The sequence below is a fragment of the Deinococcus ficus genome (genome assembly GCF_003444775.1).
GTDB lineage: Bacteria > Deinococcota > Deinococci > Deinococcales > Deinococcaceae > Deinococcus > Deinococcus ficus.
Window position 1 is genome coordinate 890,444 of sequence record NZ_CP021081.1, and the last position, 12,894, is coordinate 903,337.

Annotated in this window: 13 protein-coding genes; 10 read left to right on the top strand and 3 right to left on the bottom strand. The window is 70.0% G+C overall.

The genetic code is table 11. The features are described from left to right. Positions 1-56 precede the first annotated feature (56 nt). A complete protein-coding gene (locus DFI_RS04465; RefSeq protein ID WP_027462095.1) occupies positions 57-1,274 on the bottom strand; it encodes a saccharopine dehydrogenase family protein in 1,218 nt (405 codons plus the stop codon). A gap of 67 nt (positions 1,275-1,341) precedes the next feature. On the opposite strand from DFI_RS04465, the gene DFI_RS04470 reads away from it, so the two are divergent. From DFI_RS04470 to DFI_RS04505, 8 genes are all read left to right on the top strand, one after another. Beyond that, positions 1,342-1,680 (top strand): hypothetical protein, encoded by a 339-nt coding sequence (locus DFI_RS04470; protein WP_027462096.1) that lies wholly within the window; start codon positions 1,342-1,344, stop codon positions 1,678-1,680. A gap of 140 nt (positions 1,681-1,820) precedes the next feature. Beyond that, a complete protein-coding gene (locus DFI_RS04475) occupies positions 1,821-3,977 on the top strand; it encodes a catalase (protein ID WP_027462097.1) in 2,157 nt (718 codons plus the stop codon). Positions 3,978-4,068: 91 nt separating this feature from the next. Further along, complete coding sequence (locus tag DFI_RS04480) at positions 4,069-4,953, top strand: glycerophosphodiester phosphodiesterase family protein (protein WP_043776963.1); 885 nt, start codon at positions 4,069-4,071, stop codon at positions 4,951-4,953. Further along, positions 4,950-5,564 carry a DUF1572 family protein gene (locus DFI_RS04485; RefSeq protein ID WP_051307471.1) on the top strand — a complete coding sequence of 205 codons (615 nt, stop codon included), beginning with the start codon at positions 4,950-4,952 and terminating at the stop codon, positions 5,562-5,564. The genes DFI_RS04480 and DFI_RS04485 overlap by 4 nt, the downstream gene beginning before the upstream one ends. Before the next feature lie 9 nt (positions 5,565-5,573). Then, the gene (locus DFI_RS04490; protein ID WP_027462099.1) at positions 5,574-6,305 is read left to right on the top strand and encodes an SDR family oxidoreductase; all 732 of its coding nucleotides are present in this window, start codon (positions 5,574-5,576) and stop codon (positions 6,303-6,305) included. A 200-nt stretch (positions 6,306-6,505) separates the two neighbouring features. Continuing rightward, entirely contained in the window at positions 6,506-7,828 is a 1,323-nt protein-coding gene (gene aroA / locus DFI_RS04495) for a 3-phosphoshikimate 1-carboxyvinyltransferase (protein WP_027462100.1), read from the top strand. A 68-nt stretch (positions 7,829-7,896) separates the two neighbouring features. Beyond that, positions 7,897-8,979 carry a PQQ-dependent sugar dehydrogenase gene (locus DFI_RS04500; RefSeq protein WP_027462101.1) on the top strand — a complete coding sequence of 361 codons (1,083 nt, stop codon included), beginning with the start codon at positions 7,897-7,899 and terminating at the stop codon, positions 8,977-8,979. Between the two features lie 89 nt (positions 8,980-9,068). Beyond that, on the top strand, positions 9,069-10,229 hold the full coding sequence (locus tag DFI_RS04505) for an acyl-CoA dehydrogenase family protein (protein ID WP_027462102.1): 1,161 nt from the start codon (positions 9,069-9,071) through the stop codon (positions 10,227-10,229). 12 nt (positions 10,230-10,241) lie between these two features. On the opposite strand, the gene DFI_RS04510 is transcribed toward DFI_RS04505, so the two are convergent. Then, positions 10,242-10,769, bottom strand: a complete 528-nt coding sequence (locus tag DFI_RS04510) for an LEA type 2 family protein (protein WP_022799868.1) — start codon at positions 10,767-10,769, stop codon at positions 10,242-10,244. A gap of 72 nt (positions 10,770-10,841) precedes the next feature. Here DFI_RS04510 and DFI_RS04515 point away from each other — a divergent pair, with 72 nt between their 5' ends. Together DFI_RS04515 and DFI_RS04520 are read left to right on the top strand one after the other, a co-directional pair. After that, the gene (locus DFI_RS04515; protein ID WP_051307472.1) at positions 10,842-11,873 is read left to right on the top strand and encodes a hypothetical protein; all 1,032 of its coding nucleotides are present in this window, start codon (positions 10,842-10,844) and stop codon (positions 11,871-11,873) included. 98 nt (positions 11,874-11,971) lie between these two features. Beyond that, positions 11,972-12,625 carry an outer membrane lipoprotein carrier protein LolA gene (locus DFI_RS04520; protein WP_027462104.1) on the top strand — a complete coding sequence of 218 codons (654 nt, stop codon included), beginning with the start codon at positions 11,972-11,974 and terminating at the stop codon, positions 12,623-12,625. Positions 12,626-12,680: 55 nt separating this feature from the next. Here DFI_RS04520 and DFI_RS04525 read toward each other — a convergent pair whose 3' ends face one another. Next, the gene (locus tag DFI_RS04525) at positions 12,681-12,878 is read right to left on the bottom strand and encodes a hypothetical protein (protein WP_027462105.1); all 198 of its coding nucleotides are present in this window, start codon (positions 12,876-12,878) and stop codon (positions 12,681-12,683) included. Positions 12,879-12,894: the final 16 nt, after the last annotated feature.

The following is a 12,894-nucleotide window of genomic DNA, read 5'->3' on the forward strand; positions in this document are numbered from 1 at the left end:
CCTAAACGAAGAGCGGGCCGTCCCCTTTCCGGACGGCCCGCTCTTCATTATTCGTCTCAGTCCTTGACGAGTTCGATGCCGGCCAGTTCATCCACCGGCAGGCCCCAGGTGTTCATGGCGTCGATGAAGGGGTCCGGGTCGAGCTGCTCGACGTTCCACACGCCGGGCTGCATCCACTTGCCCTGGAGCATCAGCATGGCGCCGATCATGGCGGGCACGCCGGTGGTGTAGCTCACGCCCTGGGCCTGCACCTCACGGAAGCACTCGGCGTGGTCCTTGACGTTGTAGATGAAGTGCACCTTCTCCTGCCCGTCCTTGCCGGTGCCCTTGGCCTGCACGCCGATGCAGGTCTGCCCGGTGTACCCGGCGGCCAGGGATTCGGGGGCGGGCAGCACGGCCTTCAGGAACTCGATCGGGGCGATCTTCTGCCCGCGGAAGTCGATGGGTTCGATGCTGGTCATGCCGATGCCCTCAAGGACGTTCAGGTGCTTGATGTACGCCTCCCCGAAGGTCATCCAGAAGCGGGCGCGTTTGATGGTCGGGAAGTGCTTGACCAGGGATTCGAGTTCCTCGTGGTACAGCACGTAGCTCTTGCGGGTGGCGACTTTCGGGTAGTAGATGTCCTGCGCGATCTCCAGCGGCTGGGTTTCGACCCACTGGCCGTTTTCCCAGTAGCGGCCGTTGGCGGTGATCTCGCGGATGTTGATTTCCGGGTTGAAGTTCGTGGCGAAGGCCTTGCCGTGGTTGCCGTTGTTGCAGTCCACGATGTCCAGGTAGTGAATTTCCTGGAAGTGGTGCTTGGCGTGGTACGCGGTGAAGGCCTGCGTGGCGCCAGGGTCGAACCCGCAGCCGAGCAGCGCCATCAGGCCTTTTTCCCTGAAGCGGTCCTGGTACGCCCACTGCCAGGAGTACTCGAACTTCGCCACGTCCTTGGGTTCGTAGTTGGCGGTGTCCAGGTAGTGCACGCCGGTTTCCAGGCAGGCGTCCATGATCGTGAGGTCCTGGTAGGGCAGGGCCACGTTGATGACCATGACCGGCCCGAACCCGCGGATCAGTTCGACCAGTTCAGGTACGTTGTCGGCGTCCACGGTGGCCGTGCTGAAGGTGGTCTTGCTGTCCGGCATGTACTGCTTGATTTCGGCGACGATCTTGTCGGCCTTGCTGACGGTGCGGGTGGCGATCAGCACGTCCGTGAAGACGCTGTCGTTCTGCGCGCATTTCTTCGCGACGACGTTCGCCACGCCGCCCGCCCCGATGATGATGACCTTGCTCATGACCGGCAGTGTACCGCCCCCCGCCCCGGGCGCCCTGCCCGGGCCGCTCACGCTAGGCTGCGCCGGTATGAGCCTCAAGCCCGACCCGAACACGCCGCTGCGCGAGGTCACGCCCGAGATGCGCCGCCGCACCACCCGCACGTTCATCGGCGTGCTGGTGGCGTTCCTGGCGGGGATCGGGGTGCTGCTGGCCGCCATGTCCTGGCAGGGCCGGGTGGTGCGGGAGTACGGGCAGACCGTGTTGAAGGCCGCGCAGGCCGCCCCTCTGGCCGGCGACCGGCCCTGCGCGGAGATCGTGGACGACCCGCTGCCCCCGAATGTCCTGACGTGCACCGTGGAAACGGCCGGCGGCCAGCCGACCGTGGTGCTGAACCTGCGCGGCGACCGGCAGTACCGGCTGAAGTAGGGAAGCGCCGAGCGGACTGAACCGGGAAAACCTTGAGCTGGCGCTCATGCTCACGCCGGTCACGAACGGCCGGTCTAGGGTGGGAGGGCCCGTTCCTGTCCCGCCCGCTACTCACTCCCGTTCCCAGGAGGTCCCCCCTCATGACCGACCCCAAGACCCCGGCCCTGACCGACCCCCAGCCGAACGCCAAACGCCAGGACCTGCAGGCCGACACCGTGAACCCCGGCGGCACCCTGACCGACAACATGGGCCACGCCATCAGCGACGACCAGAACAGCCTGAAGGCCGGCGCGCTCGGGCCCACGCTGCTGGAAGACCACTTCCTGCGCGAGAAGCTGCATCACTTCGACCACGAGCGCATCCCGGAGCGCGTCGTGCACGCGCGCGGCAGCGGCGCGCACGGGTATTTCGAGCTCACGCGCTCGCTGGCCGAGTACACCACCGCGCAGGTGCTCACCGAGGTCGGCGCGCAGACGCCCACCTTCGTGCGCTTCTCCACCGTCGCCGGCTTCCGCGGCAGCCCGGACACCCCGCGCGACATCCGCGGCTTCGCGGTGAAGTTCTACACCCCGCAGGGCATCTGGGATCTGGTGGGCAACAACGCGCCCGTCTTCTTCATTCAGGACGCCATCAAGTTCCCGGACCTGGTGCACTCGGTCAAACCCGAGCCGCACAACGAGATCCCGCAGGCCAGCGCCGCGCACGATACCTTCTGGGACTTCATCTCGCTGACGCCGGAATCGCTGCACACCATCATGTGGGCGATGTCCGACCGGGCCATCCCGCGCTCCTTCGACACCATGGAGGGCTTCGGCGTGCACACCTTCCGCCTGATCAACGCCGAGGGCAAGGTCACGCTGGTGAAGTACCACTGGAAGCCCGTGCTGGGCCTGCACTCGCTGGTGTGGGACGAGGCGCAGAAGATCGCCGGGAAGGACCCGGACTACAACCGCCGCCTGATGTGGGACACCATCGACGCGGGCGGCACCCTGGAATGGCAGTTCGGGGTGCAGCTGTTCACCGAGGAACAGGCGGCCGGATGGGATTTCGACTTCCGCGACCCCACCAAGATCGTGCCCGAGGCGCTGGTGCCCGTGGAGATCGTGGGCCGGCTGGTGCTGAACCGCAACCCGGACAACTTCTTCAGCGAGACCGAACAGGTTGCGTTCATGCCCAGCAACATCGTGCCTGGCATGGACTTCACCGAAGATCCCCTGCTGCAGGGCCGGAACTTCTCGTACCTGGACACCCAGTTCTCCCGTCTGGGTGGCCCCAACTGGCAGGAACTGCCCATCAACCGCCCCCTCACGCCCCCGCAGAACAACCAGCGCGACGGGCACATGCGCCGCACCATCAACCCCGGCCGCGTGTCGTACTACCCGAACTCGCTGGACACCGGCAGCCCCACCCCCGACCCGCAGGAGGGCTTCCGGAGCCACCCGGTCATGATGTCCGGCGTGAAGGTCCGCGAACGGCCCGAGAGCTTCAGTGACCACGTGGGGCAGGCGCGGCTGTTCTGGAACAGCCTCACGCCCATCGAACGCGAGCACCTGTGCCGCGCCTTCCAGTTTGAACTCGCCAACGTCGAGACCCGTCACGTGCGCCTCGCCATGCTGGACCAGATCGAGCGCGTGCACCCGGTCCTGGCCTCGCAGGTCGCCATCGCGCTCGGCGAGCCGCCCCGCGCCGGGCAGACCGCGAAACCCGGCGGCACCCAGGACTCCGCCGAGGAGATGGCCCTGCTCGCCACCGCGAACGCCGACGTGACCGCCGCCGGAGGCGTGCAGCACGACCCCGCCCTGAGCCAGCGCGCGCCGAGCGAACACAAGGCCGAACCCACCCCCAGGGGGCGGCTGGTGGCCCTCCTCGCCGGGGACGGGGTGGACGCGGCTGCCGTGGAGGCCGTGCAGGCCGCGCTGAAATCGCAGGAGGCCAAGTTCCACGTGGTCGGCCCGCACCTGGGCGACCTGGGCGGCGCGCAGGCCACCAAGACCTTCTCCACCGCCTCGCCCGTGGTGTACGACGGCGTGTACGCCCTGGGCGGCACGGCGGGCGGGCTGCCGCTGGCCGAGCATCCGGACGCGCAGATGTTCGTGGCGGAAGCCTACCGGCACTACAAACCGGTCGGCGCGCACGGTCAGGACGGCGGGGCGCTGCTGGATGCCGTGGCCGGCCGCACCGCGCCCCTGACCTTCGCGAAAGACGAGGCACTGGGCGTGGTGACCGGAAACCCGGACGCCTTCACGCAGGCCCTCGCCCGGCACCGTTACTGGAACCGCCTGAGCCCCCAGGCGTAATCCGCCGCCCGCCCCCGTCCCTGTCTTTGGGGCGGGGGTGTCGTCTGCCGGGGGCTTGTGCCGCTGACACGGCGCGCGGCACAGTAGGCGCATGTCACAACCCGTTCGTGCGGCCCGTCCCGCCCTGGCCCTGGCCTCCGCGCTGCTGCTCGCGGGCTGCTCGTCCGGCCCGGCCAGCCCCAATCCGTTCATCACGGGCCGCACGCTGAACATCGCGCATCAGGGCGGCGAGCAGCTGTGGCCCAGCAACACCATGCTCGCGTACGGCAACGCCGTGAAGCTGGGCGTGGACATGCTGGAAATGGACATGCACGCCACGCAGGACGGCGCGCTGGTCCTGTCGCACGACGCCACGCTGGACCGCCTGACCGACACGAAAGGCGCCATCGCCACCCTCACCCTGGAGGACGTCCTGAAGGCCGACGCCGGGTACACCCTGACCCCGCCGGACACCACGGGCTTCCCCTTCCGCGGGCAGGGCGTGCGGGTCGCGCAGCTGCGCGAGGTGCTCACGGCCTTCCCGAACACGCCCATGATCATCGAGATCAAGCAGGTCAGCCCCAGCATCGCCGCGCCCTTCTGCAAGCTGCTGCGCGACACGAACATGACCGCCCGCGTGATCGCCGCGAGCTTCAGCGACGCTGCCCTGAACGACTTCCGCCGCACCTGCCCGGAAGTCATGACGAGCATGACCGAGTCTGAACTGCGGCCCCTGGTGCTGCTCAGCCAGGTGGGTCTCGCGGGCCTCGCCCCGACGCCCGGGCGGGTCGCGCAGGTGCCCGTGCGGTCCGGGGGGATCGAGGTGGTCACCCCGGCGTTCCTGCGCGCCATGCACGCGCGCGGCGTGGCCGTGCAGGTCTGGACCATCAACGACGAGGCCGAGATGCGCCGCCTGATCCGCCTGGGCGTGGACGGCATCATCACCGACCGCCCGGACCTGCTGAGGAAGGTGCTGGCCGAGGAAGGCCCGCGGTGACCCCGGCGGACCTCGCCGCGCACTACCTGACGGACGTGCGCGAGCGGATGCGCGGCGTGAAACGCCTCGGGGACGGCGCGCTGGCGCAGCTGCCGGAGGGCGGCTGGCACACGCCCCTCGGCCCGGACGGGAATTCGGCGGCCGTGCTCGTGCAGCACCTGAGCGGCAACATGCACTCCCGCTGGGGCGCCCTGCGCCACGGGTACCGCACCGGCGCCGAGGGAGAACACCCCGGCCGGAACCGCGACGCAGAATTCGAGGACGCCGGCCGCACCGAAGCTGAGCTGCGCGTCCACTGGGAGGCCGGCTGGGCAGTTTTCCTGGCCGCGCTGGACCACCTGGAACCAGATGACCTGACCCGGAACCTCACGATCCGCGGGGAGACGCACACCGTGGTGCAGGCCGTGCAGCGGCAGATGGCGCACTACAGCGGCCACGTGTATCAACTGGTGCTGCTCGCCAAGACGCTGCGCGGCACCGACTGGCAGACCCTGAGCATCCCGCGGGGTGGCTCGGCCGCCTTCAACGCGGAGCGCATGGGCGCGGGCGGGCGCGGACCGCAAGGAGTCCCTGAAGCCGAACATGACCCGGGACTCACCCGCTCCCGTTAGGCTCGGCGCATGACCACAGGCAAGACCACACCGGCCGGCAGGAGCGCATTCATCACGGGGGGCAGCAAGGGCATCGGGTACGCGGTCGCGCAGACCCTGATCGGCGCAGGCTACGGCGTGACCATCACCGCCCGGAACGAGAGCGAGGTGCAGGACGCCGCCCGACGGCTGGGCGAACAGGCGCTGGGCGTCGCCTGCGACGTACGGGACGCGCAGGCCGTGCAGGCCGCCGTGCAGGCACACGTGGACCGCTTCGGCGGGCTGGACGTGCTGCTCGCCAACGCCGGCGTGGGCCGCTTCGCGCCCGTGCAGGACCTCAGCCTGGACGACTGGAACGCCGTGATCGACACCAACCTCACCGGCGTCTTCCACTGCGTGAAGGCCGCCTTCCCCCACCTGAAGGCCGAGGGGGAGAAGCCCGGCGGGTACGTGATCACGCTTTCCAGCCTGGCCGGCAAGAACCCGTTCGCGGGCGGCGCGGCGTACAACGCCAGCAAGTTCGGCCTGAACGGCTTTACTGAGGCCATGATGCTGGACCTGCGCCCGCATGGCATCAAGGTCAGCCAGATCATGCCCGGGTCGGTCGCCACGTACTTCAACGACCACACGCCCACCGACGCCGACGCCTGGAAGATCCAGCCTGAGGATCTCGCGCAGATCGTGCTGGACCTGCTGGAAATGCACCCCCGCACCCTGCCCAGCCGCGTGGAGGTCCGGCCCGCGCAGCCCCCGAAGAAGTAATACCGGCTTCAGATGATGTCAGCGCAGTGCTGAAATCATCCGAGCGGATGCGAGTGGAAGTAGATACGGGGTTCAGGAGATGGAATAGCAGGGCGGCGCTGTTCTGCCCTGCCGTGGAACCAGATGAATCCCGTATAGGTGCCCGCACTGCGTAGACCATCCGCCCCCGCCCGCCCGGTGGGGGCGGTAGCCTGCCGCGCATGAGTGCGGCCCTGCCCGAGAAGTTCGACGTCCTGGTTCACCCGGTCCGGGAGCTGCGCGGCGAGGTGCGGGCGCAGCCCAGCAAGAACTACACCACCCGCTACCTGCTCGCCGCCGCGCTCGCCGAGGGCGAAACCCGCATCACCGGCGTGGCGACCAGCGACGACGCCCAGGCCCTGCTGCGCTGCCTGCGGGACTGGGGGGCCGGCGTGGAGCTCATGGAGGGCGACGCCGTGATCCGCGGCTTCGGCGCCCACCCCCGTCCCGGCGTGACCCTGAACCCCGGGAACGCCGGCGCCGTCGCCCGGTTCCTGATGGGCGTGGCCGCCCTCACGGAAGGCACCATCCTGGTCACCGACCACCCGGACTCGTTGGGCCGCCGCCCGCAGGGCGACCTGCTGGACGCCCTAGAACGCCTGGGCGCCCGCGTGCACAGTCAGGACGGCCGCCTGCCGGTCACGATCTCCGGCCCGGTGCGCGGCGGGCTGGTGGAGGTCAGCGCGGAGCGCAGCAGCCAGTACGCCAGCGCCCTGATGTTCCTCGCGCCGCTGCTGCCCGGCGGGCTGGACCTGCGCCTGACCGGCGAGATCAAGAGCCACGCGCCCCTGAGGCAGACGCTGGACACCCTGGCTGCCTTCGGGGTGCAGGCGCAGGCCAGTGACGACCTGAGCCGCATTCGCATTCCGGGCGGGCAGGCGTACCGCGCCGGTCGGGTCACCGTGCCCGGCGACTACCCCGGTTCGGCCGCGCTGCTGGCGGCCGCGGCGCTGCTGCCCGGCGAGGTGCGCGTCACGAACCTGCGCGAGCACGACCTCCAGGGCGAGCGGGAGGCCGTGAGCGTCCTGCAGGACATGGGCGCGGACATCCGCCGCGAGGGTCACACCCTGACCGTGCGCGGCGGCCGGCCCCTGCACGCCGTCACCCGCGACGGCGACGGCTTCACGGACGCCGTGCAGGCCCTGACCGCCGCCGCGGCCCTGGCCGTGGGGGAGACCAGCTGGGAGAACGTCGCCACGCTGCGGCTCAAGGAATGCGACCGGATCAGCGACACCCGCCGCGAACTGGAGCGCCTGGGCCTGCACGCCACCGAAACCGCGGACAGTCTGACCGTGCGCGGCGCCCCGCGCATCGACGGGGGCGTCACCGCCGACGGGCACGGCGACCACCGCATGATCATGCTCCTGACCCTGCTGGGCCTGCGCGCCGACGCGCCCCTGCGGATCACCGGCGCGCACCACATCCGCAAGAGCTACCCGGACTTCTTCCGTCACCTGGAAAGCCTGGGCGCGCACTTCGAGTACCGGCCCACCGAGCACCCCTGAACGCGGGCGTGAGGCCCGGTTCACGCCGTCAGGCGGGGGTTCTCACCCGCGGCTGCTCGACTGGACGCATGAAACAGCTCCTGTTCCCCGGCCTGCTGGCCCTGGCGGCCGGCGCGTGCGCCCAGACGCCCGCCCTGACCGTCCCGGCCGGCTTCCGCATGACCGAGTACGCCAGCGGCTTCGAGAAACCCCGCTTCATGGTCGTGGCCGCTGGCGGCGACGTGCTGCTCTCCGACACCGGCGCCGGGCGCATCTACGTCCTGCCGGACCGCAACGCGGACGGCAAAATGGACGGCAGGCAGGTGTATGCCCAGGGCCTCAACGAACCGCACGGGCTCGCCCTTCACGGCGGCTTCCTGTACGTCGCGAACACCGACGGCGTGGTCCGCTTCCCCTACAAGGCCGGGGACCTCAAGGCCACCGCCGCCCCGCAGAACCTCCTGAGCACCCCCACCGGCGGGCACTCCACCCGCACCGTGGAGTTCGGCCCGGACGGGAAGATGTACGTGTCGGTGGGCAGCACCTGCAACGTCTGCGAGGAGGACAACCCGCAGCGCGCCGCGATCTGGCAGTACGACGCCAACGGGAAGAACGGCCGCGCGTACGCCACCGGCCTGCGCAACGCCGTGGGCCTCGAATGGTACGGCGGGCAGCTGTACGCCACGAACAACGGCCGCGACCAGCTCGGCGACGACCTGCCCCCGGAAGGCTTCTACAAGGTCAAGGCCGGCGGCTTCTACGGCTGGCCGTACTGCTACACCGTCAAACCCGGCCAGCCGCAGGTGTGGGACCGCGACTACGGCCGCCGGACTGCCGAAACCTGCAAGGCTGCCACGCCCGCCTTCGCCCTGACCACCGCGCACTCCGCGCCGCTGGGCCTGGCCTTCTACACCGGCAAGACGTTCCCCGCCGCGTACCAGGGCAAAATGTTCGTGGCCCTGCACGGCAGCTGGAACCGCACCCGGAAAAGCGGGTACAAGGTGATTACCGTGGACCCCAGAACCGGGCAGGTCCGGGACTTCCTGACCGGCTTCCTGAAAGGCCAGACCGTGACCGGCCGCCCGGTGGACCTGGTCGTCACCCGCGACGGGCAGATGTTGCTGACCGACGACGGTGAGGGCCGCGTCTGGCGCATCACCTACCGCCGCTGACCCTGTTGCCCCGGCCCCGGTCCGGCCGGGGCCGTTTATCGTGGGGGCAGGCGGCCCGGCCGTGACACCCACCCCCCAGCGGAGTTTCCATGTTCGACGAATTCAGAGTGAATGACCTGCTTCAGCCCGACGAGCGCCTGATCCGCGAGACGATCCGGTCCTACTGCGATGCGGAACTCCTGCCGCAGGTGGCGGGCTGGTGGGACGCCGGTGACCTGCCCGTGCGGGACGTGATGAGGGAGTTCGGCCGGATGGGCCTGCTCGGCCCCACGCTGCCCGAGGCGTACGGCGGGGCCGGCGCGAGCTACAGCGCGTACGGCGCGATGATGTACGAACTGGAGCGGGTGGACAGCGGCCTGCGCAGCGCCGCGAGCGTACAGGGCAGCCTCGTAATGTTCCCCATCCACGAGTTCGGCAGCGAGGCGCAGAAGGCCCGCTGGCTGCCGGGCCTCGCGTCGGGCGAACTGATCGGCTGTTTCGGCCTGACCGAACCGGACGGCGGCTCGGACCCCGGCGCGATGCGCGCCCGGGCCCGCCGGGACGGAAACGAGTACGTCCTGAACGGCAGCAAGATGTGGATCACGAACAGCCCCGTGGCGGACGTCGCGGTGGTCTGGGCGAAGGACGACGGCGGCGTGGTCCGCGGCTTCCTCGTGCCCACGGACACGCCCGGCTTCAGCGCGCCCGCCATTCACCGCAAGATGAGCCTGCGCGCCAGCGTCACCGGCGAAATCGTGCTGGAAGACTGCCGCGTTCCCGCGGAGAACCTGCTTCCGGGCAGCGGCGGCCTGAAAAGCCCGCTGTCGTGCCTGACCTCCGCCCGGTTCGGCATCGCCTGGGGCGCCCTGGGCGCGCTGGAAGCCGTCTTGCAGGCCAGCCTGGACTACACCACCGGGCGCAGCACCTTCGGCAAGCCCATCGCGGCGCGGCAGCTCGTGCAGGACAAACTCGTGCGCATGGCGACCGACCATACCACCGGCCTGCTGCTCGCGTGGCGCCTCGGGCAGCTCAAGGACGCCGGGCAGATGAACTTCGCGCAGGTCAGCTACGCCAAACGCAACAACGTCCGCGTCGCCTTGCAGGGCGCCCGGCTGGCCCGGGAACTGCACGGCGGGAACGGCATCACCACCGAGTACCCGGTGATCCGGCACATGCTGAACCTGGAAACCGTGGACACCTACGAGGGCACCTTCGATATCCACACCCTGATCGTCGGGCGCCACCTCACCGGGTTGGGCGCCCTGGAGTGACCACCCCGGCCGTCAGAAGTTGATGACGGCCTTCTGCTTCCACTGGCCCTGCGACAGGGTGTACGGCCCGAAGGTCTGCACGCCCAGCAGGCCCATGTTCACGCTGAAGGTGCCGTCCAGGCGGTAGGTGACGAGCTGTCCCCGGGCCACTTTCAGGATGTTCTGCGCAGTCTGTGTGCTGACGGGCAGGGCGATCTCGGCAAGCTGCTGCGTGGCGCCCCTGGCGGGCAGGTCCACGTTCGGCAGGTCCACGCGGCCCATGTTCTGCCCGTCGATGATCAGGTCGGCGGCGATGTTCGTCATGCGCAGCGGCAGCGGGTTGGGGTTCGTGACCTGCAGGTCCATCAGGATGTGCGCCACCGGCGCGCCCGGCAGGCCGTTGAAGACCGCGGCCAGCGATGCGAGGCCGCCCGGGAGGTCCAGCCGGGTGAGCTGCACGTCCTGCACCTGGATTTTCGGGATCTGCACGATGGGCTGGGTGGGCGTGCAGGCGCTCAGGAGCAGGGCGGTGGCGGCGGTCACGGCAGGCAGCGGGCGCATGCGCTTCAGGGTACGCGCCTTCCCTGACGGAAGTTTGAGGACAGCTCATGGCCGCAGGGACTACGCTGGGGTATGTCTGTTTCCTTCCGGCCTTCCCTGCGCCGCGCGGCCCTGGTGGTCCTGACCGGCGCGTGCCTGTCCGCGCACGCCGCGGCGACCAGCCTGGACTTCGGCGTGACCTACGTCTCCCCGCTGGGATCGCCGCAGGCGGGCCTGCTGGTGGGCCGCGTGGGCGTCGCGGACGTGCCGCTGTTCGGCGGTCAGTTCGGGGTGGACGCGTCGAACCTCGCGCTGGACGCCTCCTACGCCCGCACGCTGGCGATTCCGCCGGCCGGGGCGGTCACCAGCCGCACCGATCTGGCCGTCACCTGGCAGGGCGGGCTGCGCCTGTTATCCCGCGTGACCGGCGGCCTGGGCCCGGTCGCGCTGAACGTGGGCGGCGCGTACTTCACAGCGCCCGTCACGGCCTTCGACCCGCTGGCCGCCTGGACGCTCGCCCCGGCCGACACCCGCCCGAGTGGCTGGAACGTGGACCTGACCGTACGCTACCGCGTAAGCCGCACGCTGATCGCGGTGGGCGGCGGGGAGTTCGGCGCGCAGGCCAGCGGGTTCCTGGGCGTGGAAGGCCGCCAGGACCTCACGCAGGTCGTCGCCCCCGCCGACCCGGAGGTCCCCGATTCGGAACCCGAGACGGAAACGGTGGGCACGGTCACGTGGCGCTTGGGCGCGCGGGCCGGGCAGGGTGTGCTGGGCGCCACGGCCGGCGTGTCCTACAGCACGCCCGCAGGGTTCGGCGTGAACGTGGACGCCCTGCTCGGACCGGACAGCCTGGGCCTCACGGCGTCCCTGGGCGCGGCCGACCTGTTCGGCGAGGGCAGCACCCTGAACCTGTACGGCGCGTACGAACCTTGGCGCTGGGCGGCCGTGCCGGTGCGGTTCGGGCTGGAGTCGGCCCTTCCGGCCGGGCCGGGCACCCTGACGCTGGACCTGCGCGGCGGCCTGGATGCCCAGGGCGCTGCCGGGTACGGCGCCCGCGTCGGGTACCGCCTGCCGCTGGACGCCCTGCTGAACCCGGCCGGGGAAGAGGGCGACGGCACACCCTGAACCCGGTTCATCTGACACGATTCTGACCGTCCTGCACGGTGAACACGGCGTCAGTTCCGCCCTGGTCTTCTCATCCCGGAAACGGGATACTGCAGGTCATGAAGAAGCTCTTTGCCCTGACCCTGGCCGCCCTGCTCTCCGCCGCCGGAGCGCAGACCGCGCAGGACATCGTGAACCGCGTGGACGCCGCGCAGAAGGCCGCGAAGGACCTGTCTTTCCGCGTGACCGGCACCGCCACCTTCGAATCCGCCTCGCAGAAGATCGACATGACCGTGAAGGCCATTCCCGCCCAGAGCCTCGCCCGGGTGGCGTTCGCCGCGCCGGACGCGCTGGCGGACAACGTCATCGTGGCCGACAAGAACGAGGTCCGGCAGTTCATCTTCCTGACCAACCAGATCACCGTGACGCCCACCAAGAAAGCCGCCGCGAACGCCGGCTTCACCGGCCTGGACTTCACGCAGATCTCCAACACGGCCAGCATGCTCGCCGACTACACCGTGAAACTCGTCGGCACGACCGGGCAGGCCGGCAGCCGCCTGTACCAGCTGGAAGCCACGCCGAAGAAGGGCGCGGACATGAAGGCCCGCGTCTGGATCACCGAGGCCGGCTGGCGCCCCACCAAGCTGCAGATGCTGAACGAGGCCGGCAAGGTCGTCGCGGACCTGAGCATCAGCAATTACAAGGTGAACAGCGGCCTGACCGCCACTGCCCTGAAGGCCCTGCCGAAAGACGCCCAGATCATCAAGCAGTAACGCCCGACAGACGAGAGCCCACGCCCTGCACCAGAGGGGCGTGGGCCTTCTCCGTTTACGAGTGGCCCGGGTCGGAATCGTCGGTGGGGCGGCCGTGCTCTCCGGGCCCGGCGGTCCGGTCAGGGCTGTCCTGCCGGGGGGTGCCGTCCGGCTTCAGGGGCGCCGGGTCACTGAGCCTGGCAGGCCCGTCCTGGCGGGCGGGCTCGGGGCGGCTGGCCGGGTCCTTCGGGGTGGACTTCTCGTGCTCGCTCATGGGGCCCAGCCTGCCG